Origin of the sequence: Citrobacter sp. Cpo103 (assembly GCF_030332605.1) — a bacterium.
Taxonomy (GTDB): Bacteria; Pseudomonadota; Gammaproteobacteria; order Enterobacterales; family Enterobacteriaceae; genus Citrobacter; species Citrobacter portucalensis.
The window spans coordinates 749,373-776,152 of record NZ_JAOWHO010000035.1 but is presented as its reverse complement, the minus strand read 5'-3'; the positions used below and the strand labels follow the sequence as shown (position 1 = coordinate 776,152).

At 50.8% G+C, this 26,780-nt stretch carries 27 protein-coding genes; 10 read left to right on the top strand and 17 right to left on the bottom strand.

From position 1 onward, the window contains the following. Positions 1-14: 14 nt before the first annotated feature. The 10 genes from rlmC to OGX89_RS20165 form a co-directional block, all read right to left on the bottom strand. The gene (rlmC, locus tag OGX89_RS20210; RefSeq protein ID WP_126956748.1) at positions 15-1,142 is read right to left on the bottom strand and encodes a 23S rRNA (uracil(747)-C(5))-methyltransferase RlmC; all 1,128 of its coding nucleotides are present in this window, start codon (positions 1,140-1,142) and stop codon (positions 15-17) included. A gap of 41 nt (positions 1,143-1,183) precedes the next feature. After that, positions 1,184-1,672, bottom strand: a complete 489-nt coding sequence (locus OGX89_RS20205; RefSeq protein ID WP_003035378.1) for a YbjO family protein — start codon at positions 1,670-1,672, stop codon at positions 1,184-1,186. Positions 1,673-1,731: 59 nt separating this feature from the next. Continuing rightward, the gene (potI, locus tag OGX89_RS20200; RefSeq protein ID WP_003831669.1) at positions 1,732-2,577 is read right to left on the bottom strand and encodes a putrescine ABC transporter permease PotI; all 846 of its coding nucleotides are present in this window, start codon (positions 2,575-2,577) and stop codon (positions 1,732-1,734) included. Beyond that, entirely contained in the window at positions 2,574-3,527 is a 954-nt protein-coding gene (potH, locus tag OGX89_RS20195) for a putrescine ABC transporter permease PotH (RefSeq protein ID WP_003831667.1), read from the bottom strand. Before potH ends, potI begins: the two co-directional genes overlap by 4 nt. 9 nt (positions 3,528-3,536) lie before the next feature. Continuing rightward, a complete protein-coding gene (gene potG, locus OGX89_RS20190; RefSeq protein ID WP_126956746.1) occupies positions 3,537-4,670 on the bottom strand; it encodes a putrescine ABC transporter ATP-binding subunit PotG in 1,134 nt (377 codons plus the stop codon). Positions 4,671-4,808: 138 nt separating this feature from the next. Next, entirely contained in the window at positions 4,809-5,921 is a 1,113-nt protein-coding gene (gene potF, locus OGX89_RS20185) for a spermidine/putrescine ABC transporter substrate-binding protein PotF (protein WP_003831664.1), read from the bottom strand. A 433-nt stretch (positions 5,922-6,354) separates the two neighbouring features. Then, positions 6,355-6,831: a type III secretion system chaperone family protein gene (locus OGX89_RS20180; protein WP_003831662.1), complete on the bottom strand. Its 477-nt coding sequence runs from the start codon at positions 6,829-6,831 to the stop codon at positions 6,355-6,357. A 90-nt stretch (positions 6,832-6,921) separates the two neighbouring features. Further along, a complete protein-coding gene (gene rimK / locus OGX89_RS20175; protein WP_126956744.1) occupies positions 6,922-7,824 on the bottom strand; it encodes a 30S ribosomal protein S6--L-glutamate ligase in 903 nt (300 codons plus the stop codon). A gap of 59 nt (positions 7,825-7,883) precedes the next feature. Then, a complete protein-coding gene (gene nfsA / locus OGX89_RS20170; protein ID WP_048235739.1) occupies positions 7,884-8,606 on the bottom strand; it encodes a nitroreductase NfsA in 723 nt (240 codons plus the stop codon). Continuing rightward, positions 8,590-8,880, bottom strand: coding sequence for a DUF1418 family protein (locus OGX89_RS20165; RefSeq protein WP_003831656.1), 291 nt, complete (start codon positions 8,878-8,880; stop codon positions 8,590-8,592). The genes nfsA and OGX89_RS20165 overlap by 17 nt, the downstream gene beginning before the upstream one ends. Positions 8,881-9,052: 172 nt before the next feature. Here OGX89_RS20165 and OGX89_RS20160 point away from each other — a divergent pair, with 172 nt between their 5' ends. Beyond that, a complete protein-coding gene (locus tag OGX89_RS20160) occupies positions 9,053-9,316 on the top strand; it encodes a GrxA family glutaredoxin (protein ID WP_003035358.1) in 264 nt (87 codons plus the stop codon). 34 nt (positions 9,317-9,350) lie between these two features. Here the strand turns inward: OGX89_RS20160 and OGX89_RS20155 are convergent, their stop codons facing one another. Beyond that, positions 9,351-9,731 (bottom strand): inner membrane protein YbjM, encoded by a 381-nt coding sequence (locus tag OGX89_RS20155; RefSeq protein WP_003035356.1) that lies wholly within the window; start codon positions 9,729-9,731, stop codon positions 9,351-9,353. A gap of 269 nt (positions 9,732-10,000) precedes the next feature. On the opposite strand from OGX89_RS20155, the gene OGX89_RS20150 reads away from it, so the two are divergent. Further along, complete coding sequence (locus tag OGX89_RS20150) at positions 10,001-11,686, top strand: aspartate:alanine antiporter (RefSeq protein ID WP_003831652.1); 1,686 nt, start codon at positions 10,001-10,003, stop codon at positions 11,684-11,686. 271 nt (positions 11,687-11,957) lie between these two features. Continuing rightward, on the top strand, positions 11,958-12,755 hold the full coding sequence (locus OGX89_RS20145) for an SDR family NAD(P)-dependent oxidoreductase (protein WP_126956742.1): 798 nt from the start codon (positions 11,958-11,960) through the stop codon (positions 12,753-12,755). Here the strand turns inward: OGX89_RS20145 and OGX89_RS20140 are convergent. After that, complete coding sequence (locus OGX89_RS20140; protein ID WP_003831648.1) at positions 12,742-13,302, bottom strand: TetR/AcrR family transcriptional regulator; 561 nt, start codon at positions 13,300-13,302, stop codon at positions 12,742-12,744. The genes OGX89_RS20145 and OGX89_RS20140 overlap by 14 nt on opposite strands. 85 nt (positions 13,303-13,387) lie before the next feature. Here OGX89_RS20140 and OGX89_RS20135 point away from each other — a divergent pair, with 85 nt between their 5' ends. The 3 genes from OGX89_RS20135 to OGX89_RS20125 all read left to right on the top strand — a co-directional run bounded on the left by OGX89_RS20135 (position 13,388) and on the right by OGX89_RS20125 (position 15,800). Continuing rightward, positions 13,388-14,596 carry an MFS transporter gene (locus OGX89_RS20135; protein WP_032934393.1) on the top strand — a complete coding sequence of 403 codons (1,209 nt, stop codon included), beginning with the start codon at positions 13,388-13,390 and terminating at the stop codon, positions 14,594-14,596. Next, positions 14,596-15,411, top strand: a complete 816-nt coding sequence (locus OGX89_RS20130) for a Cof-type HAD-IIB family hydrolase (protein ID WP_003831644.1) — start codon at positions 14,596-14,598, stop codon at positions 15,409-15,411. The genes OGX89_RS20135 and OGX89_RS20130 overlap by 1 nt, the downstream gene beginning before the upstream one ends. Before the next feature lie 107 nt (positions 15,412-15,518). Beyond that, positions 15,519-15,800, top strand: a complete 282-nt coding sequence (locus tag OGX89_RS20125) for a hypothetical protein (protein ID WP_003831642.1) — start codon at positions 15,519-15,521, stop codon at positions 15,798-15,800. Positions 15,801-16,017: 217 nt separating this feature from the next. On the opposite strand, the gene OGX89_RS20120 is transcribed toward OGX89_RS20125, so the two are convergent. Next, positions 16,018-17,250, bottom strand: a complete 1,233-nt coding sequence (locus OGX89_RS20120; RefSeq protein WP_126956740.1) for an MFS transporter — start codon at positions 17,248-17,250, stop codon at positions 16,018-16,020. A 297-nt stretch (positions 17,251-17,547) separates the two neighbouring features. Here OGX89_RS20120 and ybjG point away from each other — a divergent pair, with 297 nt between their 5' ends. Together ybjG and deoR are read left to right on the top strand one after the other, a co-directional pair. Then, complete coding sequence (ybjG, locus tag OGX89_RS20115; protein ID WP_126956738.1) at positions 17,548-18,156, top strand: undecaprenyl-diphosphate phosphatase; 609 nt, start codon at positions 17,548-17,550, stop codon at positions 18,154-18,156. 64 nt (positions 18,157-18,220) lie between these two features. Next, complete coding sequence (deoR, locus tag OGX89_RS20110; protein ID WP_003831632.1) at positions 18,221-18,979, top strand: DNA-binding transcriptional repressor DeoR; 759 nt, start codon at positions 18,221-18,223, stop codon at positions 18,977-18,979. 45 nt (positions 18,980-19,024) lie between these two features. Here deoR and dacC read toward each other — a convergent pair whose 3' ends face one another. Then, positions 19,025-20,227, bottom strand: coding sequence for a serine-type D-Ala-D-Ala carboxypeptidase (gene dacC / locus OGX89_RS20105; protein ID WP_003831630.1), 1,203 nt, complete (start codon positions 20,225-20,227; stop codon positions 19,025-19,027). Positions 20,228-20,555: 328 nt separating this feature from the next. On the opposite strand from dacC, the gene OGX89_RS20100 reads away from it, so the two are divergent. Next, complete coding sequence (locus OGX89_RS20100; RefSeq protein WP_063940642.1) at positions 20,556-21,182, top strand: glutathione S-transferase family protein; 627 nt, start codon at positions 20,556-20,558, stop codon at positions 21,180-21,182. A 5-nt stretch (positions 21,183-21,187) separates the two neighbouring features. Here the strand turns inward: OGX89_RS20100 and OGX89_RS20095 are convergent, their stop codons facing one another. Both OGX89_RS20095 and bssR read right to left on the bottom strand, forming a co-directional pair. Then, positions 21,188-22,285, bottom strand: coding sequence for a PQQ-dependent sugar dehydrogenase (locus OGX89_RS20095; protein WP_126956735.1), 1,098 nt, complete (start codon positions 22,283-22,285; stop codon positions 21,188-21,190). A gap of 102 nt (positions 22,286-22,387) precedes the next feature. After that, positions 22,388-22,771: a biofilm formation regulator BssR gene (bssR, locus tag OGX89_RS20090; protein ID WP_048225978.1), complete on the bottom strand. Its 384-nt coding sequence runs from the start codon at positions 22,769-22,771 to the stop codon at positions 22,388-22,390. Between the two features lie 220 nt (positions 22,772-22,991). On the opposite strand from bssR, the gene OGX89_RS20085 reads away from it, so the two are divergent. Beyond that, entirely contained in the window at positions 22,992-23,915 is a 924-nt protein-coding gene (locus tag OGX89_RS20085) for a LysR family transcriptional regulator (protein ID WP_063940643.1), read from the top strand. Positions 23,916-23,950: 35 nt separating this feature from the next. On the opposite strand, the gene glgP is transcribed toward OGX89_RS20085, so the two are convergent. Continuing rightward, positions 23,951-26,401: a glycogen phosphorylase gene (gene glgP, locus OGX89_RS20080; protein WP_286561001.1), complete on the bottom strand. Its 2,451-nt coding sequence runs from the start codon at positions 26,399-26,401 to the stop codon at positions 23,951-23,953. Positions 26,402-26,780: the final 379 nt, after the last annotated feature.

Sequence of the window (26,780 nt, the reverse complement as noted above, 5' to 3'; positions counted from 1 at the left end):
ATCAGGCATGGCAGTTATTGTCGGCTGAGCAGCGTTAACACTTCATAGTGCGCGGTGTGCGGGAACATATCGAAAAGTTGGACGCGTTCAATGCGATACCCGGGCAACTCACAAATATCCTTCGCCATGGTTTGCGCATTACAGCTGGAATAAATGATAAAACGCGGTGCCATGCGGGAGAGAAAATCGCACAGCGGCTTTCCAATCCCGCGACGCGGCGGGTTCACCAGCACCAGGTCAGGTACTTCGCCCTGAGCGGTAGCAAACTGGGTTGAATCCAGCGCCTGAAAATGCAGATTCTGCAATCCAAGCTCCTGCGCTGACTGCTTCGCGCAGGTAATCGCTTCTGGCGCGATTTCAATCCCCGTCAGTTTCATCTGCGGTGTGGCGCAGTGCAGACCAAAGCCCCCGACGCCGCAAAACAGATCCCACATATGATTAACCGGAAGCTGACGCACCCAGTCGCGCGCCGTGGCATATAACTGCCCCGCTACCACCGGGTTGGTCTGGAAAAAGCTCTGCGGGCGGATCCACAACGGCACATCGTTAAAGCGTTCCGCCAGTGCCTGTTGTTCAGTCAGGAAGATTTCGATCTCCCCTTCCATAATCGCCATATGCACCGGCTGAATATTGGCAGTAATCACTTTTAACTGTGGGAGTTGTGCCTGCAACCAGGGTAGCGCCGCGCGCAGTTGTGCCAGTTTTGCGTCAGAACGCAGGACAAAACGCAGCATCATACCGCCGTCGTACCGGCTTTCCGTTAACAGCAGATATTTCAGTTCCCCGCGTTTGCGCGCCACGTTATAGGGCGTCAGCCCCGCCCGAGCGATAAACGGCTTAAGCGCGGCAAATACGGGCGCAAAAGACTCAGGATAGAGCGGACAGTCGCACAAATCCTCAGGCGTACCGTCACGATGCAGCATTCCCAGCAGCGGTTTTTCCACGCTGCCGCTGACCACCATTTTAGCTTTATTACGAAACGCGCTTTCCGGACCACTGATCGGCGCGCACCATTCTCCGACCGGACGCTCGGCAAGCAGATTCTGCAGATCGGCTGTTTTAGCGAAGAGTTGATCGGCGACAGGCTGAGTTATCCACTGACAGGAGCGGCAGCGCTCGGCGTCATATAGTGCGCACTGCATACAAAAACCTATAAATTAACAGGGGGCCAATATTATACACGTTATTGCAAACGGAAGAACCGCCTGCTGGACGCAGGAACAAACAGTAACAGCAATACCAGCATATCCGGCAGTTTTTGCATTACCAGCGTATGCAGGATTTCGCGTCGGGACTCCCCCGCAATACTGAATAGTTCTGGGTATCCGTAGCCCAGCGAAGCAGCCCACAGATAGACGCTGGCGATAATCTGGGTCAACAGATAGATCCAGCGTGCCCAGTTCCGTCCTTTTACCAGCGAAAATGCGCAGTAAATTTCGATAAATAGCAGCACCAGACTGCCCAGAAACACCAGCGTCAAATTCCAGGTCTGCACGCTGCGATGAATAAACTCACTGGTTCCACGAAACCCAAGCGTATTAAAAATCATCAACAGATCGAGACAGCGGATCATGATAATAGCCAGCGCCGCCACCTGCACCAAAGCAGGGACGTTTAAGCGAGCATGTGATGTGGATGATTTCTTAAAAAATCCCAACGCGTCGTCTTCCATGAAAACGGCGCAACCACCACAGCTGCGCCGTATAGACAGGTTGGCAGATTTTAGTTTTTTCAGCCGCGTCTTGCACGTTGGATATCGCGGATCCGTTGTTTTTCTGTTCGCGCCATCAGATACCACGCGATAAATCCGATAATTCCTACCACACCAAGGATCAGCGTCGCCAGCGCGTTGATCTCCGGGTTCACCCCCATACGTACGCTGGAGAACACCAGCATCGGTAACGTTGTGGCGCCAGGACCAGAGACAAAGCTGGCAATAACCAGATCATCGAGCGACAGCGTGAAGGCTAATAACCAACCGGAAATCACCGCCGGCATAATCATCGGCAGGGTGATGACGAAAAAGACCTTCAGCGGCGTGGCGCCGAGATCCATCGCAGCTTCCTCAATGGAGTGATCCAGTTCGCGCAAACGTGAAGAAATCACCACCGCCACATATGCCGTACAGAAAGTGACATGCGCCAGCCAGATGGTCAGCATGCCGCGATCCGCTGGCCAGCCGATGGCGTGAGCCAACGCAACAAACAGCAGCAGCAGCGACAAACCGGTAATAACATCCGGCATGACCAGCGGCGCGGTGATCATAAAGGCGAAACCATTTGAACCACGAAAACGACCAAAGCGCACCATTACCACGGCGGCGATGGTGCCAAGGATTGCCGCCATCGTCGCAGCACCCGCAGCAATCGTTAAACTCATGCCGACGGCGCTTATCATCGCGCTATCGTGGAAAAGCTCACCATACCAACGGGTTGACCAACCCGCCCATACCGTCACCAGCTTCGAGCTGTTAAACGAATAGATAACCAGCATTAGCATCGGCGCATACAGGAAGGTAAAACCCAGCACCAGGATAAAAATACGCCACGGCGAGCGAACGACCGGTAAGTTATTCATCCGTGTTCCCCCACGCTTTTTTGCTGATATTTATGGAACCACATGATTGGCACAATCAGTAACAGCAGCATAATAATGGCGACAGCAGAAGCCACCGGCCAGTCGCGGTTATTGAAAAACTCCTGCCAAAGCACACGGCCAATCATGATGCTATCCGGGCCGCCCAACAGTTCCGGGATCACAAACTCGCCAACAGCCGGAATAAATACCAGCATTGACCCGGCGATAATACCGCCCTTGGTCAACGGCACAATCACGCTAAAGAAGGTCTTCAGCGGCCGGGCACCTAAATCCAGCGCCGCTTCCACCAGTGAGTAATCGATACGGGTCAGCGCGGTATAAATCGGCAGCACCATAAAGGGCAAATAGGCGTAAACAATACCGATGTAGACCGCCAGATTGGTGTGCAAAATCGTCAACGGTTGGTCGATGACGCCCAGCCACATCAGGAAGTTGTTCAGCACGCCGTTGTTTTTCAGGATCCCCATCCAGGCATATACGCGAATTAAAAACGAGGTCCAGGACGGCAGGATCACCAGCAACAGCAGAATATTACGCGTTGAGGGTTTACTGTGCGCGACGGCCCATGCCAGTGGGTATCCCAGCAGCAGGCAACAGATTGTCGAAATTCCCGCCACCTGTAACGATTGCAGGTAGGCATCGAAATAGAGCGGATCGTCCGTTAACTGCAGGAAGTTGGCTAAGTTGAGTGTGATGGATAGCTGATCATCAGCCCATGAAACGAGGTCCGTATAGGGAGGAATAGCGCGCGCCATTTCAGCCAAACTGATTTTGAAGACGATCAGAAAAGGCAGCAGAAACAGGAGCAGCAGCCACACATACGGCAGCGCGATCACCAGCTTGCGCCCGTGCTTCATTTGCAGCCGCGACATAAACAGCGTGAATCGCCCTGCTTTATCCACGCGTGCCGGAGGTTCAAGTGTACTCATCTTCGCTCCTTAAACCGTCAACACCACACAGCTGTCCGCATCCCAACATAAACGGACTTCGTCACCCCAGGTTGGTAATCCCTTGCGATAACGATGCTCATTTTGTAGCTGGGCGCTCAACATCTGGCCGCTTTTCAAACGTACGTGGTACACCGACAAATCACCCAGATAGGCAATGTGCACCACTTCGCCTACCGCGAAGTTATAACCCTCTGGCGGAGGGGCTTCGCAGAGCATGATTTTTTCCGGACGCAGCGCAACATACACCGGGACGTTATCGACAACAGAAGCATCGGCGTCCACTTTCAGCGGATGTACCAGACCAGGAGACTCAATCACCAGACCATCTTCCTGGCGTTCTTTTAGCAGTCCCTCAAAAACGTTTACCGAACCGATAAACTCTGCGCTGTAACGCGTAGTCGGATGCTCATAGATCTCTTCCGGCTCGCCAATCTGGACAAATTTGCCACGGTTCATGATCGCAATACGGCCCGCCATCGTCATGGCTTCTTCCTGATCGTGTGTCACCATCACGCAGGTCACGCCGACGCGTTCAAGAATATCCACCACTTCCAGTTGCATGCGGTCTCGGAGTTTTTTATCCAGCGCCCCCATTGGCTCATCCAGCAACAGCAGTTTTGGACGTTTTGCCAGGCTGCGCGCCAATGCCACGCGCTGACGCTGGCCGCCAGAAAGCTGATGTGGCTTGCGTTTGGCGAACTCCTGCATATGCACGAGTCCCAGCATCTCATTCACCCGACTGGCGATTTCAGCCTTCGACAGTTTGTCCTGCTTGAGGCCAAAGGCAATGTTCTGCTCCACCGTCATGTGCGGAAACAGGGCATAGGACTGAAACATCATATTAATCGGACGCAGATAAGGCGGGACATGCGCTAAATCGACGCCATCAAGCATGATTTGCCCGGTAGTCGGCAGTTCAAATCCCGCTAACATGCGCAGCAGAGTCGATTTGCCACAGCCGGACGCGCCGAGCAGAGCAAATATTTCACCTTTGTAGATAGTAAGATTGACGTCATCAACGGCGTGCTGACCGTCAAATGACTTGGTCAGATTGCGAATTTCAAGCAGCGGGGTCAGCGCCTTGCGGATTTTCGCTTGTGGGCGTGGGGTTGCATCATTCACTCAGGTGCTCTCCGGCATAAAACAAAGAAACGGTGCAAATAACGCACCATAACGGTGCGTATTGCCGGGTTATATGTGTCCGGGCTCAACACTGCCCGGCAGGCAAAAATCCTGCCGGGTCATGTCCCAAACATCGGTTTATTTCCCGCTTTTTACCTTCGTCCATGCGCGGGTACGTACACGATCGATCTTCGGATCCTGTACTTTCAGTGTGAACAGCTTGGCGCGAACATCCGCAGGCGGGTAGATACCCGGGTTGTCACGAACCTCAGGGCTGACCAGAGCCGTCGCTTCTTTGTTGGCATTGGCATAAAACACGTGGTCGGAGATATGCGCAATCACATCAGGGCGCAGCAGGTAATTGAGGAACTGATAGGCTTCATCTTTGTTTTTCGCATCGGCAGGCATCGCGAATACGTCAAAGAACGCCATTGCACCTTCTTTAGGAATTGAGAAGGAGATATTGACGCCATTTTTCGCTTCTTTCGCACGGTTTGCCGCCTGCCATACGTCCCCTGCCCAGCCAATCGCGACGCAGGTATCACCGTTTGCCAGGTCGTTAATATATTGCGAGGAGTGGAAGTAGCGAATATTTGGACGCAGCTTCAACAGCAGATCGGTTGCTGGCCCGGTGTAATCATCCGCTTTGGTACTGTTTGGATCTTTACCCAAATAGTTCAGCACCGTGGCAAATACCTCTTCTGGCGCATCGAGGAAAGAGACGCCGCAGCTTTTGAGTTTTTCCAGATTTTCCGGTTTGAGGATCAAATCCCAGCTGTTAACCGGCGCATCCGGCCCAAGCACCGCTTTGACTTTATCCACGTTGTAGCCAATACCGGTCGTAGCCCACATATACGGCATCGCGAACTTGTTGTCCGGATCGTGTTTACCCACCAGCTTCAGCAGTTCAGGATCAAGATTTTTCCAGCCCGGCAATTTGCTCTTATCCAGCGGCTGGAATACGCCCGCAGTCAGTTGACGCTCAAGGAAGCTGGCAGAAGGAACGACAAGGTCAAAGCCGGTACTGCCAGCCATGAGCTTACCTTCCAGTACTTCATTGGAATCAAATACGTCATAGATAACTTTAATTCCGGTCTCTTTTTCAAAATTAGCCACCGTATCCGGGGCAATATAATCAGACCAGTTATAAATATGCAGCGTTTTTTGTTCAGCAGCGAGCGTGCCGGCAGAGATGGCCATCAGAGCACCCGCAACCAGGCCTGATAACCATTTTTTATTTAAGGCGGTCATAATCTCTTTCCTTCTGAAAGTTCGTTAACAAACGAACAAAAATGTCACACTCTAATGATATGCAAGAAACGTGCATATTCTTTCATGCAGCACCGATGAAAAGAGAGACCTCTCCTCATGCCGCTGTTGCTCGCTGGCATCCGCCTATGCATTCAACACACATTGTGGCCACAGGTCAGGTCACAAGGGGCTGTTTAAATGATGACGTTGGTAAGCTTCGCAAGAATAACTTTAGCCAGGAATTGTGGATATAGCCCAGATTAAAAAACGTCTTTTATCAATTTTTTATGCAGGAATTGTCTATGACATAAAGCGGAAGGCGCTGAATCGAGGTGAATAATTCTTTAATGAAAGGTTAAATGCAGAATAAAAACAGGCAATACGCAACCGCTCTGGCAGCGGCTGCGCAATATATGTCCAGATTCAGGAAGAATTAATGGAGGAAATGAATTTCAGCGGTGCTGTTTTGCGCATCTTCTTCAGCATTAAATAACAGCTGATGCGCTCCGGCTTCGAGGATCACCATCGATATTTGCTCTTCGCTCTGGCGAACAAAACATTCAAACTGCTCAAACGTTACGCCCGGCGTAACGGATAAAGACTGGCAAACCACCAGCTTTGGCAGATTATCATCCTGCATATCCAGAAAAGCTTTCACCGTCAGTGAACTGGCATTGATCGCAGACAGATCGGCTGCCAGTGGCAGCAGTGCAGAAGGTCTGACTTCCGCCATCGCAGAAAACAGAATGACGTTATCGACCAAATCAACTTTTGCATCAAAGATGCCGTCAAAATTCTGCATGTGTGGCAAGTGCAGCGCCTGACAGGTATCGCATTCAAAAAAACTCATGCCCAGGTCGTCGAGCCATTGACGCAACGTATCCAGAGTGGGAACGACCAGTGATGTCATAATAATGTGCGACCTCTATTGATGAAAAAAATACCGGCACAGCTTACGCAAAAAGAGCGTGTCATACCACGATCGCAATCGATATTGCGCTTAGCCGCCGATTTTAAGACAAAATTCAGGAGTAGCATGGCGCTCGATCCACTGGATCATTTTCGCGGCAATGTCTATCCCGGTAGTTTTCTCCACGCCTTCCAGCCCCGGAGACGCGTTGACCTCCATGACCAGTGGCCCTCGATCAGCGCGCAGAATATCAACGCCTGCAACGTCCAGGCCCATAGTCCGGGCGGCTTTGAGCGCAATTTCTCTTTCGCGCGGCGTGATACTCGCAATAGTCGCCACACCACCGCGATGGAGATTAGAACGAAAATCGCCCTCTTTAGCCCGTCGTTCAATGGCGGCCACTACTTCATCGCCCACCACGAAACAGCGAATATCGCGCCCCTTCGCTTCTTTGATATATTCCTGAACCAGGATATGGGCATTCACCCCACGAAACGCATCTACCACGCTTTCTGCAGCCTGCCGTGTTTCCGCCAGCACCACGCCAATACCCTGGGTGCCTTCAACCAGTTTCACCACCAACGGCGCACCGCCAACCATGTCAATCATGTCGCTGGTATCGTCCGGAGAGTGAGCAATTCCGGTGATGGGTAAATCAATTCCCTGACGCGCCAGCAGCTGTAGAGAACGCAGCTTATCGCGCGCTCGCGTAATCGCTACCGATTCATTCAACGGATAGCTTCCCAGCATCTCAAACTGGCGCAGCGCCGCCGTCCCATAAAAGGTAATCGCGGAACCAATCCGCGGGATCACCGCATCGAAATGAGGAAGCTGACGGCCCTTGTAATGAATAGAGGATGCCGCTGGGCTGATGTTCATATAGCAAGAAAGGGGATCGATAACTTCAACCAGGTGACCGCGCCGCATCGCCGCTTCACGCAGGCGTTTACAAGAATAGAGCGTTCCGTCCCGGGACAAAATGGCAATTTTCACCCTGCACCTCTCTGAATGACCTGGTAAAAGCTGGCGTATCATACACTGGGTTAAAATCTTTAGCGCGTGGCCCATCCCTGTTTATGCAAATATTCCAGGATAAAGGGGCGACTTTCTTTAATGATGGTACGGCGAATATGATCGCTCCAGGTGTCGCGGCGGGTATTGCTGCCTCGGGTCAGATAGTACTGCGCGAGCTGCTCATCATATTGCGCCAACACATCGCTGTTGAGTGGCTGATATTGATTTTCGTGCACCACAAGCGACGCGGGCAGTCGCGGCTTGATATCCGGGTTATCCGCAGGCCAGCCGAGGCACAAACCAAAGAGCGGAAGAACATGTTGCGGAAGCTTCAGCAGTTCGGTGACCGGCTCAATATTGTTACGCAGGCCACCAATAAACACGCCGCCAAGTCCCAGCGACTCTGCCGCCGTCAACGCATTTTGCGCCATCATTGCGGTATCAACCACGCCCAGCAGCAGCTGTTCCGCCAGCCCAAGTTGCGCGTCAGGGCAAATCTGCAAATGACGATTAAAATCAGCGCAAAACACCCAGAACTCAGCGGCCTGTGCCACATGCTTTTGGCCGCCAGATAAGGTAGCCAGCGATTCGCGCAGAGATTTATCCGTTATGCGAATGATCGTCGTGCACTGTAGAAAACTGGAGCTTGACGTTCCCTGAGCGGCGGCAATAATCGCCTCACGCTGTGCATCCGAAATGGCATCATCAGTAAAATGGCGAATGGAACGGTGGCTGCGGAGTAAATCAATGGTTGGAGTCATCTCTTTTGTCTCTGTCTGAATCAGTTGAATCACCGGGTGTGCGAGACATCAGTTGCGGTGCCAGCAGTTGAGCAACACGCCACATCAACGCCACCGCAGCAGGGAGCATCAGCAGTACGCCCAGAAATATCATCACCACGCAGGCTAACGGGCTGTTAAGCGGTGCGGGCAAGGTGAGGTAATCGTTAAGCGATAGCAGTGCCAGCGATAACAAAACCATCCCAATTATTTCCAGCATCAATACGCTTTTGGGTAATACACCAATTGTGCGCATACGCGGCCTCCCGGCGAAATGGCTTCCATTATAAAACGTTCCGGCTTGCCGTGTTTAACAGATATAGCTTGAGGATATCAAAGCAACAGGCTGAACCTGCTTTCCATCCGTCACAAATCGCGGCATCATAACCAGTATTGCCATCCGGCCTGATAAGTTTGAGGAGAAAGAGATGTTTGCCGTTATTTTTGGTCGCCCAGGGTGCCCGTATTGCGTGCGCGCAAAAGAATTAGCAGAAAAATTAAGCAGTGAGCATGACGATTTTAACTTCCGCTACATTGATATCCATGCTGAAGGAATTACCAAAGCAGATCTGGAAAAGACGGTAGGTAAGCCAGTTGAAACCGTTCCGCAGATTTTTGTCGATCAAAAACACATCGGCGGCTGCACGGATTTTGAAGCTTGGGCAAAAGAGAACATGAATCTGTTCGCCTGATAGCGGTTTCTACGCCCTCACCTTGAGGGCGTCATCAGTTCTTTTTCCGCCGTTGATGCTGATTGAATAAGCTACTGATAAATAAAAAACATAATGCGCCAAGCGCGCACCAAAACACCGCACTAAACAACCACGCCAGCTCTTGCCACAATGAACGCGTCGGCATAAAAACGAACCGCATCAGTAACAGGCAGCACGGCGCCGCCAACATTGCACCAAGCAGGGGTTTGAGCACTTCCCGACGATGGGAAAAAAAGCTTGCTGCAGCACCAGGTAAGATAAAAAACAACAATCCGACCTCAGGATGCCCTGCCGCTCTGAATGCCCCTTTCACGTTCAGCGTTAATGAAAGACACACCACAATAAAGAGCACAAAGCAGCAGACCGCACTCGCCCAACTTTGCTTATGTTTCAATCGTTCCTCCTGACACATTCTCTATCGAACACTCTTTTCGCCCGCAGGCGTCCAGTCAGATAAAGTAACTCGGCATTCCATGCCAAAAACACACCCACACGATTCTTATAGCCGTTGATACGTAATGAGATTAAACTAACCGCATATATTGTTATGCTGCATTATTCGGGGCTGTGTACGATGCTATCGCCCCTTAATTTCTGGCAAAAACATTAGCGTAAATTGCCATTTCTTTCAATAGCTTACTAGTAAACAAGAAGTTAGTCTCCGTGAATATAAACGTCGCAGATTTGTTAAATGGGAATTACATCCTGTTATTATTTGTGGTCCTGGCTCTGGGCCTGTGTCTGGGCAAATTACGTCTGGGTTCAGTCCAACTCGGTAATTCCATTGGCGTTTTAGTGGTCTCCCTATTATTAGGTCAGCAGCACTTTAGTATTAACACCGATGCATTAAATCTCGGCTTTATGCTGTTTATTTTTTGCGTCGGCGTCGAAGCCGGTCCCAACTTTTTTTCGATTTTTTTTCGCGATGGGAAAAATTATCTAATGCTTGCCCTGGTGATGGTCGGTAGCGCAATGCTGATCGCGCTGGGGCTGGGTAAGCTATTTGGCTGGGATATCGGCCTGACGGCGGGCATGCTGGCTGGCTCGATGACCTCAACGCCGGTGCTGGTCGGCGCGGGTGATACCTTGCGCCATTCAGGAATGACAGGGACACAACTTTCAAGCGCTCTCGATAACCTGAGCCTGGGTTACGCCCTCACCTATTTGATTGGTCTGGTCAGCCTGATTGTTGGAGCGCGCTATTTGCCGAAACTGCAGCATCAGGACCTGCAAACCAGCGCCCAACAAATCGCGCGTGAACGAGGTCTGGATACCGACGCTAATCGTAAAGTGTACCTCCCGGTGATCCGCGCCTATCGCGTTGGCCCTGAGCTGGTGGCATGGGCCGATGGTAAAAATCTGCGCGAACTGGGTATTTATCGCCAGACCGGTTGTTACATTGAACGCATCCGTCGCAACGGCATTCTGGCCAACCCGGATGGCGACGCGGTATTGCAAATGGGCGATGAGATAGCCCTGGTGGGTTATCCGGACGCCCATGCTCGCCTCGATCCCAGCTTCCGTAACGGTAAAGAGGTGTTCGATCGCGATCTGCTCGATATGCGCATCGTCACTGAAGAAATTGTGGTAAAAAACCACAATGCCGTTGGTCGTCGCCTGGCCCAGTTGAAACTGACCGACCACGGTTGTTTCCTGAACCGCGTGATCCGCAGCCAGATTGAAATGCCTATCGATGACAACGTCGTGCTCAATAAAGGCGACGTGTTGCAGGTCAGCGGTGATGCTCGTCGCGTGAAAACCATTGCCGATCGTATCGGCTTCATTTCAATTCACAGTCAGGTGACCGATCTGCTTGCCTTCTGCGCCTTCTTTATCATCGGTCTGATGATCGGGATGATCACATTCCAGTTCAGTAATTTCAGCTTCGGCATCGGGAATGCGGCTGGACTGCTGTTCGCTGGGATCATGCTGGGCTTCCTGCGAGCCAACCACCCCACATTTGGCTATATCCCACAGGGTGCGCTGAATATGGTGAAAGAGTTTGGCCTGATGGTATTCATGGCAGGCGTCGGTTTAAGCGCAGGCAGCGGCATTGGTAATGGCCTGGGTGCCGTCGGCGGTCAAATGTTGATTGCCGGTCTGGTAGTCAGCCTGGTTCCGGTTGTCATCTGTTTCTTGTTTGGTGCTTACGTATTGCGCATGAACCGTGCCCTGCTGTTTGGTGCCATGATGGGCGCACGTACCTGTGCTCCGGCAATGGAAATCATCAGCGACACCGCACGCAGCAACATCCCTGCGTTAGGCTATGCCGGGACCTACGCGATTGCCAACGTTCTGCTGACATTAGCGGGGACACTCATCGTCATTGTCTGGCCTGGCCTTGGTTAGCACTGAAATTTTCCCTTAATTGAAAAATTTTTTGCAGGTAAGCAGAACTTTTCTTCAAGGCGTCAGTCATAACTATTGCCACTGCTTTTCTTTGATGTCCCCAATTTGTGGAGCCCATCAACCCCGCCGTTTTGGTTCAAGGTTGATGGGTTTTTTGTTGCCTGAAATTTGCGTTCATCGCCTTCCACCTCTGAAACTCCTCCCAAATTTGCAGCATGCCGGTTATGGCACATACTTTAAAACGGTGCTTTATCGGGGATGGGGGTTAGTCATGTTGCTTACTGGCAAAGTCGCAGTAATTTTTGGTGGTAGCGGGGCTATTGGTAGTGCGGTTGCGCAGGCCATGGCGCGCGAAGGAGCCCATGTGTGTCTGGGTGCTCGCAGCCAGGAAAAACTTGAACGGACGGCCAGTATTATCCGAACGACAGGTGGTACAGTCGAAACCTTTATCACCGATGTACTCGACGAGCACAACGCATCGAAGGAAGTTACCCGCCTTGCGCAGCAAACTGGTGGAATAGATGTGGTGGTTAACGCAACGGGATTTATGCACGAACAGGGCAAACACCTTGACGCATTATCCCTCTCTGAGTTTATGAGCGGCATCACCCCTTTCCTCTCGGCGCAGTTCAATATCGCTAAAGCCGTAACGCCGCACATGGGCGGCAATCGTGCGGGCGTCATTCTCAGCGTTGTTGCCCCCGCAGCCCCGATGACAATGCCTGGTCATCTGGGTCATATTGTTGGTTGTGCAGGAACAGAGGCTTTTATTAAAGCGCTCGCCAGCGAGGTAGGACCGGCAAATATCCGGGTCGTCGGCGTGCGCTCGCATGCGATTGTGGATGCTGTTGCAGCTGGCTCCTATACCGGAGAAATTTTCTCCGCTAAAGCACTGTCAATGGGTTTAACCGTCGATCAATGGTTAGGGGGTGCGGCGCAAAGTACCATGCTCGCGCGCCTGCCTACGCTTGCACAAATCGCTGAGGTCATGACCTTTCTCTCTTCAGATCATGCCAGCGCCATGACCGCGACGGTGGTGAATATTACCGGAGGCGCTACGCACAGCTGACTGTCGCGGGTATCCCTGCGATACGCTCCACCATCAGCAAGATATCTTCTCGCTGCAGCGGTTTTTTGTCCGTTACAAAATGCAGCGTCATTCCTTCAATAAACGCATCCAGCGCCCGCGCCGTAACCGGGTCAAACCACTGCTCCAGCGTTTGTTGGCTGCGTAGCATCCAGTTCTGCATCACCGTTTTCAACGCTGGTTTACGGCTGGCAAAAGCATACAGCTGATACATGAGCTCCATATTATCAGGCGTTGTAACCTGAGAGCCGTAAATCATATCGGTAATGGCATGGCAAGCCTGCGACGCATCCTTAACATCGGCAAAAAAGTCCTGATACTGCAGCATCATCCTGTCAGTAAAACGGCCAAATGCCTCCATCAAAAGCTCATCAATTCCCGAAAAGTAATAGGTCATAGAACCCAGTGGCACCTCGGCAATCATAGCGATTTTACGGTGTGTAACCCCATGAATACCATGGGCTATTACTGCATCCAGAGTCGCCTGAACTATTTTTTCCCGCCGCTGCGGATCGTTTGCACGTCGCACTACATTTCCTCTTATTGCATTTGTGTACAAATGTACACAGTCTTGCTAATGTTGTCTCCTTCCCTCTTTTCTTTGGCCCGAATTCATGACTGGCATCTCATCACGCAAAGCCTTAAGACGTCGCACCTGGGCGCTGTTCACGTTCTTCTTTTTACCAGGATTATTAATGGCCTCCTGGGCAACGCGTACCCCTGCCATCAGAGATATCCTCTCCATCTCCACTGCCGAAATGGGCGCGGTGTTGTTTGGGCTCTCTATTGGTTCGATGAGTGGCATACTTTGTTCGGCCTGGCTGGTGAAACGATTTGGCACTCGTAAGGTGATCCGCACCACCATGTCTTGTGCCGTTCTCGGAATGGCGATCCTCAGCGTAGCGCTCTGGCTGCATTCCGCATGGCTTTTCGCGTTTGGCCTGGGCGTATTTGGCGCCAGCTTTGGCGCGGCAGAAGTTGCCATCAACGTCGAAGGTGCGGCAGTTGAGCGCGAAATGAACAAAACCGTGCTGCCGATGATGCACGGTTTTTACAGCCTGGGAACGTTGGCAGGGGCTGGAGTTGGAATGATGCTTACCGCCTTCAGCGTCCCGGCTACCGCGCATATTCTTTTGGCTGCAATGGTTGCTATCACACCTATTTTCATCGCCATCAAAGCTATTCCTGACGGCACGGGCAAAAATGCCGCTGACGGTTCTCACTCCGGTGAAAAAGGACTGCCTTTTTATCGTGATATCCAGCTATTGCTGATCGGCGTTGTAGTGCTGGCGATGGCATTTGCTGAAGGTTCCGCCAACGACTGGCTTCCACTGTTAATGGTGGACGGACATGGATTTAGCCCGACATCAGGCTCGCTGATTTATGCCGGTTTTACGCTGGGTATGACCGTTGGGCGATTTACCGGTGGCTGGTTCATCGACCGTTACAGCCGCGTTGCGGTGGTGCGCGCCAGTGCACTGATGGGCGCTCTCGGGATTAGCCTGATTATTTTTGTTGACAGCTCTTGGGTGGCCGGTGTGTCCGTTATTCTGTGGGGACTCGGCGCATCGCTCGGCTTCCCGCTGACCATTTCAGCTGCCAGCGACACCGGTCCCGATGCCCCAACCCGCGTCAGCGTTGTGGCGACCACCGGTTACCTGGCGTTCCTTGTTGGACCGCCGCTGCTGGGCTATCTGGGTGAACACTATGGCCTGCGCAGCGCTATGCTGGTGGTGCTGGCGCTGGTGCTTGTCGCCGCCGTCGTCGCGAAAGCGGTAGCGAAACCGGATCTCAAAAATACTACGGTGATGGAGAACAGCTAATGAGTATCAAATTAATTGCAGTCGACATGGACGGCACATTTTTAAGCGACCAAAAAACCTATAACCGTGAGCGCTTTATGGCGCAATACCGCCAGATGAAAGAACAAGGGATCCGCTTTGTGGTCGCCAGCGGCAACCAATATTATCAGTTGATTTCCTTTTTCCCCGAACTGGCCAATGAGATCTCATTTGTCGCCGAAAACGGTGGTTGGGTGGTCAGTGAAGGAGAAGATGTCTTTAACGGCGAACTGGCTAAAGACGATTTCCATGCCATCGTAGAGCATCTGCTGACCCGTGCCGATATCGACATTATTGCCTGTGGTAAAAACAGCGCCTATACATTGAAACAGTACAGCGATGAGCATAAGAACGTTTCCGCCATGTATTATCATCGTCTTGAATTTGTAGATAATTTTGACAACCTCAGCGACGTTTTCTTCAAGTTCGGGCTGAATATTTCCGACGACCGAATTCCACAGGTACAGGCCGATCTCCACGAGGCGATTGGCGATATTATGGTACCGGTTCATACCGGCTACGGCAGCATCGACTTAATAATTCCCGGCGTGCATAAGGCTAACGGTCTGCGCCTGCTGCAACAACGCTGGAATATTAACGACAATGAAGTTGTTGTGTTTGGCGATGGCGGAAATGATATTGAGATGCTGCGTCAGGCAGGATTTAGTTTTGCAATGGCCAACGCCCATGAGCCGGTGATCGAGGCGGCAAAATATCGCGCAGGCTCGAACAACGAAGAGGGCGTTCTGGATATTATCGACCGCGTGTTAAAGAATGAAGCACCGTTTACGCATTAACGGCTCAGCACAGACGGCAACAAAATGATGGCATGATTTATTCATAATCCGCCTCAAATTAACCCGCTGGATTATTACTTCCAGTGAATATTTCAGGCGAGCGGATCATGAAGAAAAGTGTACTGATGGCGACATTGTTGCTGGGCTTTGCGGGGACAACATTTGCACAAAGCGTTACCGTTGATGTCCCCAGCGGTTATAAAGTGGTGGTAGTACCCTCTTCCGTCAGCGTGCCCCAGGCGGTCAGCGTAACGACCGCACCACAAACGGTATATGTTGCTCCAGCGCCTGCTCCGGCCCCTGTCTATCGCGCACATCCTTATGCGCGACATGTGGCAAGCGTTGGTGAAGGGATGGTTATCGAACATCAGATTGACGACCACCACTAAGTTGTCGCCAGGCCCGGACAACCGTAATACTGGTCAGTTAAGATCTTTGGTGAGCGGTAGGCCGGATAAGGCGTTTACGCCGCCATCCGGTAATTTGCTACAGGCCGCCGGATGGCGCTTCGCTTATCCGGCCTATAGCGTGATTCTCTTATCAACATAATGATGAATTTATCGGCGTCATTATGCTTATCTGCGCTGGATTGCGGAAATCCGGTCCTTAACCTTCCCGGGAATTCCCTACCCGTTTATCTTTCAGGAAGATAACCATCAGAATCAGCCACAGTACGCCGCTTGCCAGATTGAACAAGCTGAACAAGCCGTTCCCTCCCAGCAGATACGCGTGTTTACTCAGCTCAATACCAACGGTAAAAATCAGCATCTGCAGCATACCCATTGCGGCAGAAACGGTACCCTTACTCATTTCGCTGGCAAACAGCGTCAGGCGCACCAGCCCCGCATTCGCCACGCCAATGCCAAACGCATAGATACTCAAACCCGCCGTCATCCATAGATATGCATGGGATGACACCACCGTGGCCGCAGCGGCAATAATCAGGCCAACGGCGATTGGCCAGCCGCCCATGATAATTAGCGAACGCACGGTTTTTCGCGAAGTCAGACGCGCCAGCATCAGGTTACCAGCAATCAACGCGCCAAAAATCGGCACCTGCAACAGACCATATTCGTAGCTGCTGAGATGTTCACCGCTGATGATAATAATCGGGGACTGCGCAATCCACGCCAGTAACGGCAGGCTGACAAAACCCAACGCCAGTGCGCCTGCAACGAAGCGCACGTTCCTCAGCACCAGCTTATAATCCTTGCCCAACTCTTTAATGGACAGCTTTTCACCAAGCCGGGTTGCCGTTTCCGGCATCGCGCGTTGCAGACCAAAAAAGGAGATGGCCCCCAGAGCAGCAAACAGGATAAACATCCCTTCCCACGGCAGAACATGTACCCAGGCTGCGCCTACCAACGGACCCAGCAGTGGCGCAATCAGCGCCACGTTTGCCATCAGCGCGGTAATTTTTATGCAGACCGCTTCTTCAAAAGATTCCTGAATGGCGGCGTAACCCACCGCACCAATAAAGCACAGGCTTATCCCCTGCAAAAAACGCAGGAAGGTAAATTGCTCAATATTCTGTGCAAGCAGGGTTGCAAGGCAGGTAACGATGAACCAGATCACGCCGGTTAACATTACCGGACGACGACCAATACGGTCCGACAGCGGTCCTAACAACCACTGCAAAAACATGCCGCCTGCCAGATAGGCGGTCATAGACGTAGGTACCCAATCTAATCCGGCGTTATATTGCGCCACCACCGCCAACATTCCGGGCTGGATCATATCGTTGCCGATATAAGTGGAGAATTCGTAAAGCACCAGACAGAGCGGGAAAAGTAATGCCTGACGCCCCAAACGGACGCCTGAAGATAAACGGTTCTGCATGCAATCTCTTAACTATAGAAAAATCGCGCAAAGTGTAATAAATGCGCCGTACTGGTGATAGTGAATTATGTGATTTGAAAGCAAAATGCGCACATTTTTACACTCATTTGCTCAAGAACATTTTGCTTTAAGGTTAATTTAAGTTGAGACCGCTATCATGCTCAATAAGCCTCATAAATTGTCTTAAAAATCGTCATTTAACAGGCAAATAAGACAAGACCGCTTTTTATCCCGTGAAAGCAATTTTATGCTCTCCCCCTATGGGCCTTTTTAACGATTACACTGAGTCTGGACGTTATGCTGGAAAATCTGAACAATTCGCTTTTTTACTTGATCAATGCAACACCCGACTCTGCGCAATGGGCAATTTCGCTCGCCATTTTCATTGCCAAAGATCTGATCAGCATTGTGCCGCTGTTAGCCGTTGTGCTCTGGCTTTGGGGACCTCGTGGTCAGGTTACGCTCCAGCGCCAGTTGGTCATCAAAATGGCCATTGCGTTAGTAGTCGGTCTGACGATTTCCTGGCTGATGGGGCATCTTTTCCCCCACGATCGTCCGTTCGTTAACCACATCGGCTATAACTTCCTGCACCATGCGGCAGATGACTCTTTCCCGAGCGACCACGGTACGGTTATCTTTACCTTTGCTCTGGCCTTTCTGTTCTGGCATCGCTTGTGGACGGGTGCTCTGCTGATGGTTGTCGCCGTGGCGATTGCCTGGTCACGTGTTTACCTTGGCGTTCACTGGCCGATGGATATGCTGGGTGGATTACTGGCCGGGTTGATCGGTTGCCTGAGCGCCCAGATGATCTGGCAACGGTTCGGCACAACCTTGTACCTCGGCTTGCAGACGTGCTATCGCACCTGCTTCGCTCTCCCCATCCGTAAAGGTTGGGTACGTGACTAACCCGCGGTAAAAAGAGTAGTATTAAGCGCGAAACTGAGCACTTAATCTATTCTCCAGGGGAACTATGGAAACTCGACGCGACGAGCGTATTGGTCAATTACTGCAGGCGCTGAAACGCAGCGATAAATTACACCTCAAAGAAGCCGCGACGTTGCTGGGCGTATCTGAGATGACCATTCGTCGCGACCTGAATAATCATGATGCTCCCGTCGTGCTGCTCGGGGGCTATATTGTTCTGGAACCCCGCAGCGCTAACCACTATTTAATCAGCGATCAAAAATCCCGTCTGGTTGATGAAAAGCGTCGCGCTGCCCAGCAGGCGGCGAGTCTCGTGCAGGCGCATCAGACCATCTTTTTCGATTGCGGTACGACCACGCCGTGGATCATTGAAGCGATCGACAATGAACTGCCCTTCACCGCAATCTGCTACTCGTTGAATACGTTTCTGGTACTGCAGGAAAAACCGCAGTGCCGCGTCATTCTGTGTGGTGGTGAATTCCATGCCAGTAACGCGATTTTTAAACCGCTCGATTTCCAGGAAACGCTGAACAACCTCTGTCCGGATATCGCCTTTTATTCCGCAGCAGGTGTTCACATCGAAAAAGGCGCGACCTGCTTTAATCTGGAAGAACTGCCGGTGAAGCACTGGGCAATGTCGATGGCGCAGCATCACGTTTTGGTGGTCGATCACAGCAAGTTTGGTAAGGTGCGACCTGCAAGGATGGGGGAATTAAAACGCTTTGATACCATCATCAGTGATAACCGCCCTGACGATGCGTTTGTTGAGTACGCTAAAGCGCAACGTATCACGCTGAAGTACTAACAGATACTGCCGGACGGCGATTGCGCCATCCGGCAATAGATAAGATTAAGAGAACCAACCACCAAACCACTGGTGGAATTTCATCATCACAAAGTCCCACATGCGGCTAAAGAAACCACCCTCTTCCACATCTTCCATCACCATCAACGGACGCTGCTCAATGGATTTTCCGTTCAACTGGAAGTCGATAGTGCCCACAACCTGACCTTTCTTCAGCGGTGCTGTTAGCTGTGGTTCAGTCAGGGTAAAGCTGGCCTTCAGGTTTTTGAGCTGGCCACGCGGGATGGTCACAGACCCCCCTTCTCCGGCGCCCAAATTCACTTCACTCTTATCGCCAAACCAGACGCGCTGGGTCACGAAAGTCGCATCCGGCTTGATCGGCGTAACGGTTTCAAAGAAGCGGAAGCCCCATGTCAGCAGCTTTTCTGACTCATTAAAACGAATGCGGTCGGTTTTTGCTCCCAGCACCACGGAGATCAGGCGCATATCGCCCTGTGTCGCGGAGGCCACCAGGTTGTATCCCGCCCCGGCAGTGGTCCCGGTTTTCATACCATCCACGTTCAGGTTGGTGCTCCACAACAGACGGTTGCGGTTCGGTTGACGTATTTTATTGAAGGTAAATTCTTTCTCTTTGTGAATAGCGTACTCTTCCGGCACATCGTGGATTAACGCCTTCCCGAGCAACGCCATATCACGTGCGGTACTGAACTGTCCTGCCGCATCCAGGCCGTGTACCGTCTGGAAAGTCGTGTTAGTCAGCCCCAGTTTTTTCGCATAGCCGTTCATCAGACCAATAAAGGATTCCTGGCTGCCGGCAACGTAATCAGCGAGTGCAATACAGGCATCGTTACCTGACTGAATGATAACGCCTTTATTCAAATCGGACACCGCAACCTGATCGCCGGGCTTGAGGAACATGACCGACGAACCGCGCAGGGCTGGATTACCGGTCGCCCAGGCGTCTTTGCCCACGGTGACCATGTCGTTGAGGTTAATTTTTCCGGCCTTCAGCGCCTGCCCAACCACATAGCTGGTCATGATTTTGGTCAGACTGGCAGGATCCAGTTTCTCATCAGCATTACCTTCCGCCAGCACCTTACCACTGGCGTAATCCATCAGAATCCACGCGCGCGCGTCCACGCTCGGCGGGGCCGTCGGTTGCTCCGCCGCCTGTACGGTCGGCACCAAAAGGATTAAGAGTGCAGAACCTGCAGCAAAGCTGCGAAGTGAAGAGAAGTATTGCGTCATAAATGCCACCCGAGTATCCATTCCAAAAAACCACGTCATACCACACCGTGTTTACACAAAACCGGCCAAGCGACCTCGACCAACCCATGCAGAAAAAGTCTGATGGATGACGAGTAAAATAAGTGCGGTGAGTAATAACGCACTAACGAGCTTAAAGAAACCGTAAGTTGGTAAAGTTTTTAAAGTTTATGCAATAACGCCGCGCTGCGCTGCTCCTGGCACGATTTTTTTAGACTTTGTTGCGTAAATATTAGGTTTACCCCACCATGTGAGCTAGTCAGATGGCATCTGCAGCCATAAAGCTGCTCAATTAATTTGCGGGGTTACTATGATTACACTGTGGGGTCGCAATAACTCGACCAACGTAAAAAAAGTATTGTGGACGCTCGAGGAACTGGAACTGCCATATAACCAAATTCTGGCGGGCGGGCAGCATGGCGGTAACCGCGATGCCGACTATCTGGCACTGAACCCGAACGGACTGGTCCCGCTACTACGCGATGATGAAACGGACGTTGTTCTGTGGGAATCCAATACCATTGTCCGCTATCTGGCCGCTCAGTACGGACAAAAACGTTTGTGGATTGACGCCCCGGCCGCGCGCGCCGTCGGTGAAAAATGGATGGACTGGGCAAATCAGACGCTAAGCCCTGCGCATCGGATTATCTTATTTGGTTTGGTCAGAACACCTGCCGATCAGCGCGATATGGCGGCCATTGAGGCAAGTAAGCAAGTTTGCGATAACCTGTTTGCCATTCTGGATAACGCGCTGGCAGACCAGCCATGGTTCTCCGGGGCTGAATTTGGCACCGCGGATATCGCTGTGGCACCGTTCATCTATAACCTGTTCAACGTTGGCCTGAGCTGGACCCCGCGCCCGCATCTGGAACGCTGGTATCAACAACTGACCGAGCGCCCGGCGTTTCAAAAAATCGTGATGATCCCGGTCAGCTAACCAAATCAGGGACTCACTTTCAGTAATTCCCCGTCGGACTCGTCGGTTAGCACGTACAAATAACCGTCTGGTCCGACGCGCACATCACGGATCCGCTGCCCCCTTTCCTGCAACAGACGACCATCCTCAGTCACCGTATTCCCTTTAACGCTCAGCACGATCACTTCTTTATCTTTCAACGCGCCGATGAACAACTTTTGCCGCCACTGCGGGAAGGTACCGCTATTGTAAAAAGCCATTCCACTAACCGCCGGCGACTTTTCCCAGTAAAAGATGGGTTGTTCCGTGCCAGCAACAATTTGACCTTTTGCTTCGGGAATTTTCAAACCACTGTAGTTAACCCCCCAGGTCGCGATAGGCCAGCCGTAGTTTTTCCCTTTCTCGGGGATATTAATCTCATCGCCTCCGCGTGGACCATGCTCATTGAGCCACAGCACATCACTCCACGGATTCATCGCCATCCCCTGCGGGTTGCGGATGCCATACGACCAAATCTCTGCCCGCGCTCCCGCCTTGTTCACAAACGGATTATCCGGCGGAATTTTGCCCTCGTCGGTCAGTCTGACTAATTTACCCTGCAATTTATCCAGGTCCTGGGCGGTAGCGCGTTGATTATTCTCTCCCAGGCCAATAAACAGATAACCATTACCATCAAATACCAGACGTCCACCAAAATGGTTCCCGGTGGAAAGCTTTGGCTGTTGGCGAAAAACGGTCTGAAATCCTTGCAGATGTTTGAGATCGTCACTCAATCGCCCGTAGCCTACCGCGGTGCCCGCTTTGCCTTCGCGGTCGGCTTCAGCGAAGCTTAGCCATACCCGGCGAGATTGTACAAAATCCGGTGCTAACGCCACATCAAGCAGTCCTCCCTGACCATTCGCCCAGACTATTGGTACGCCGGTCAGCGGGTCGGAAAGCCCTTTATCAGGCTGCCAGAGTCGAAGCTGTCCACCTTTGAGCGTAATGAGCATACCGCGGTTATCGGGTAAAAAAGCCAGTGACCATGGGTGATCGAGTTTAGTTTGCAGCACTTCCACTTTTACCGCGGCGGCATAAGTGGAAAGTAGCGCGAATGAGGCAGCACAGAGAAAGAGTCGACGCATAACACCTCCTGAATAGCTCTGCATAAAGCGTAGCCAGCAAGGGGAATTATCCTGCCATATTTACATAATCTTAACGAAAAGGGGGAGCGCCCTCCCCCTGATTCAGACGTGTTCCAGCGTTGGATAAGATTGTAAACACTGGATACTCAGCGTCAGCGTTGTCAGGCAGTTTTCCAGTTTCTCTGCGTTAACGGCGATGAAGGTTGGACAATCGTGATGTCCACTCATAAGACAAACAGCGGCGGCGGCTAACGCCCCTTCAGCACGATGAAGGGCATTCCACTCTTCCTGATCAAGATGCATACCGTGAAGCTGTGATTGCTCGTGCAATTCGCGATTCAGTGCAAAAAAAACATCACGCAGGCGATCGCTCTCGCTAACTGACATGTAGCCTTTCGCTTTTCTCAACTGCAGATAAGCGGCAAGTTCGATACGGGCGTTTATCAATTTGTTGAGAAGATCGGTTCTCAGTCTGTCAACAACCATACTTTGTTCCTCCTCTTTCCAACTATGGTGCAACTTAATAGTATGGTTGTTTTTTGAACAAATAGATGTCCTACATCAACAAAGCTCAATTGATTAACATAATTTACAATGTTACAACTCCAGACGGTGTGCTCAGCGAATATGGTCAGTGTCTGACTGGCCTGACATTTTTTGCTATACCTGATGTGATTCCTGCCGTGGCGCTGATTATGAGGGGTGTATGTCGAAAGCAAATGATGCAGAGAAAATTCGCACGCTATCAAAAATTGATCTCAATCTGCTGACCATTTTCTGTTTGATCTATAGCGTGGGTAGCATTTCCAGAGTTGCTGACATGCTGAACATATCACCTTCCGCCGTCAGCCAGTCATTAAGAAAACTGCGAGAAATGATGGGTGATAATCTTTTTGTCCGTAGCGGGAATGCACTGTTACCGACGGTCTATTCTGATGAACTGTATGATAATACAATCCCAATTATCGATAAGCTGTCAACGCTGATGCCGCTTTCCACGCCTGCCGCCAAGAAAAGGTTAACGCTTTATACGGAATCTTTTATTTCCCCTATCGTTATTCCAGATGTCACCGCCAGAATAATCGAGACTGACGCCGATATCAGCCTCCTGCACCTTACCGCCGACCTGAATGAACAGAGTATTATTGAACTGCTGAATATGCGTCAGGCAGATGTCGTTTTTTCTACCTTTTCTGTAGAGTCAGCAAGTCTTTCATGCCAGAAAATATGCGATATGCGCCTGGTGCTGGCGGCCTCGCAGAATAATTCTTTATATGGTAACACCATCAGTGAAGCGCAATTCAGAAACGCTAACCTGGTCGGTTACAATACTAAGAATGAGAAAATCATTTATCATCGCAGTATTGTGGATAAAAAATTCAGAACCGGAGAACGCTGCCTGCTTACCTCATCGTTTACGGCGATTCTGACGATTGTGTCCAATACCCATTGTTTAGGGGTGATCCCGGAAAAGGTATTTGAAACACACGCTCAGCTGTATGGACTAAAAAAAATAAACACTCCGTTTCCCTTGCCACAATTTAGCGTGTTTGCCTCATCGCGCAAAGAAAGCAATACCCACAAAATCCTCTCACCTATTCTGGCTGATTTGCAAACAGCCTCCCTGTGATGAAAACCAGAGAGGCTGAGCGTTAGAAAAACTGATTACACGCGAATTTTTGCTATGCGCCAGATATGGTCGGCATATTCCTGAACCGTTCTGTCCGACGAGAAATACCCCATGTTAGCAATATTGTGCATGGTTTTTGTCGTCCACTCCCGGGGAGTACGATACAACTCGTCCACCGAATCCTGGCAATCTACATAGCTGCGATAATCGGCCAACACCTGATAGTAGTCGCCGAAGTTAATCAATGAATCCAACACCTCTCTATAACGCCCTGGCTCCTGCGGACTGAACACCCCCGTACCGATTTGCGTCAGCACCTGATGAAGTTCCTCATCCTTTTCAAAGATGTGCCTCGGGTCATAGCCATCACGTCGCAGAGTTTCAACCTGATTCGCCGTATTGCCAAAGATAAAGATGTTATCTTCCCCAACGTATTCGCGCATTTCGATATTCGCACCGTCGAGCGTACCGATAGTCAGCGCACCATTCATACCGAATTTCATATTACTGGTCCCGGAGGCTTCCGTCCCGGCCAGGGAAATTTGCTCTGACAGATCGGCTGCCGGAATAATTAGCTGAGCAAGACTGACGCTGTAATCCGGAATAAATACTACTTTCAGTTTGCCGCCAATCTGCGGATCGTTATTGACTAACTGCGCCACATCGTTAATCAAGCGAATAATTTGTTTTGCCATGTGATAAGAGGAGGCTGCTTTTCCGGCAAAGATATTCACTCGCGGTACCCAGTTGGCATCCGGCGCGGCTTTGATCCGGTTATAACGTGTAATAACGTGGAGCACATTCATGAGTTGCCGCTTGTACTCGTGGATGCGTTTCACCTGCACATCAAACAGCGCATCAGGATTCACCACCACGCCGTAGTGAGTGGCAATATGGTGCGCCAGCCGCTGCTTATTTTCACGTTTCGCACGATGCACAGCCTCATTCACCGACGGATAATCTATAAACTGCTTCAGCTCGCCCAACTGCATTAATTTAGTCCGCCAGCTGTCACCGATATTTTCGTCCAGCACTTTAGCAAGCGGTGGATTCGCCAGCGCCAGCCAACGACGCGCAGTCACACCATTGGTTACGTTGGTGAAACGCAGGGGAAAAATATTCGCAAAATCTGCAAACAGTGATTCGGTCATCAGTTTTGAATGCAATGCCGACACGCCGTTAACCTTATGACTGACAACTACCGCCAGCCAGGCCATACGAACGAGGCGACCATTGGATTCATCAATTAACGACACACGTTTCAGTAGATCGCTGTCATTACGATAACGTTCCTGTAAGGTCTTCAGAAAACGATCGTTAATCTCAAAAATAATCTGCAAATGGCGCGGCAAAATTCGACTTAGCATTTCTACTGGCCAGGTCTCCAGCGCCTCACTCATCAACGTATGGTTGGTATAAGAAAAAATCTGACAGGTCACGTCAAACGCGTTATCCCAACTAAACTGATGATGATCAATCAATAAACGCATCAACTCAGGGATCGCCAGTACCGGATGCGTATCATTAAGGTGAATCGCAATTTTATCGGCCAGATTGTCGTATGTTTTGTGCAACTGATAATGACGACTCAGAATATCCTGAATCGTCGCCGAGGCCAGGAAATAGGCCTGGCGTAAACGCAATTCACGCCCCGCATCGGTGGAATCATCCGGGTACAAAACCCGCAAGATACGATCGAAGTGGTATTTGTTTTCCACTTCAGTAGCAAAGTCGGCCTGCTGATTCAGTTTGCCCGCATTAACTTCGCTATTCACCTGCACGTTCCACAAGCGTAACGTATTAGTCGTGTCCGTCGCATAACCTGGAATAATTTGATCATGCGCCACGGCCAGAATATCCTCAGTTTCAAGCCAGCGGGTTTTATTCCCCTCCTGTTGAACACGCCCGCCAAAACGTACTTTATAATGCGTATTATGACGTTTGAACTCCCAAGGATTACCGTATTCCAGCCAATAATCCAGCGACTCTTTTTGTACACCGTTAACGATATTTTGTTTGAACATACCGTAGTTATAACGAATACCGTATCCACATCCCGGCAACCCAAGCGTCGCCAGTGAATCAAGGAAGCAGGCCGCCAGACGACCGAGACCACCATTACCTAACCCGGGATCGTTTTCTTCATCAATCAGTTCTTCCAGTTCAAGCCCCATTGCCTCCAGCGCGCTTCTGACTTCGTCATAAATACCTAAAGAGAGCAATGCATTGGATAGCGTACGACCAATTAAAAATTCCATCGACAGATAATATACCTGGCGCGCATCCTGAGAGAATTGCGCCCGATTAGAACGGTGCCAGCACTCGACCATCCGATCGCGTACCGCATATAACGTCGCATTAAGCCACTCCCGTTTCGTGGCGATTGCGGGATCTTTGCCAATAGTGAATAAAAGTTTATTAGCAATATCATCTCTAAGTTTATCAACATCAGAGTCCGTGGCGACCGGAAGTGGCGAAATATACATATTAACGTTACCTTTCAAATTTTGCAGGATGGTAATAGACAGGTGAATTATTTAAAGTTTGGGTACGTGAGCGTTAGCTTTTTGTCGAATATTCTCATGACTGGCGATGAACGTTAATTCTGTCATTAATACACGCCAACTTAAGCCTGTGGCAAGTGAAATATAATATAAACTCACACCATTAGCATAAAGAGTTTTAGCCATTTCAAGTTTCGACTTCAAAACAATATCTTTCAAATTAAACCTCATTAGTAACGCTCGACGAGATAAAATTTACGATAATGAGTGTCTATAGCCAAGAAGCGGCACTTAAAGCCGGAATTAGACTCACTAAACACCTTTCACTGACCGATCTACTCTTTATAGGTATCGCTCTTTA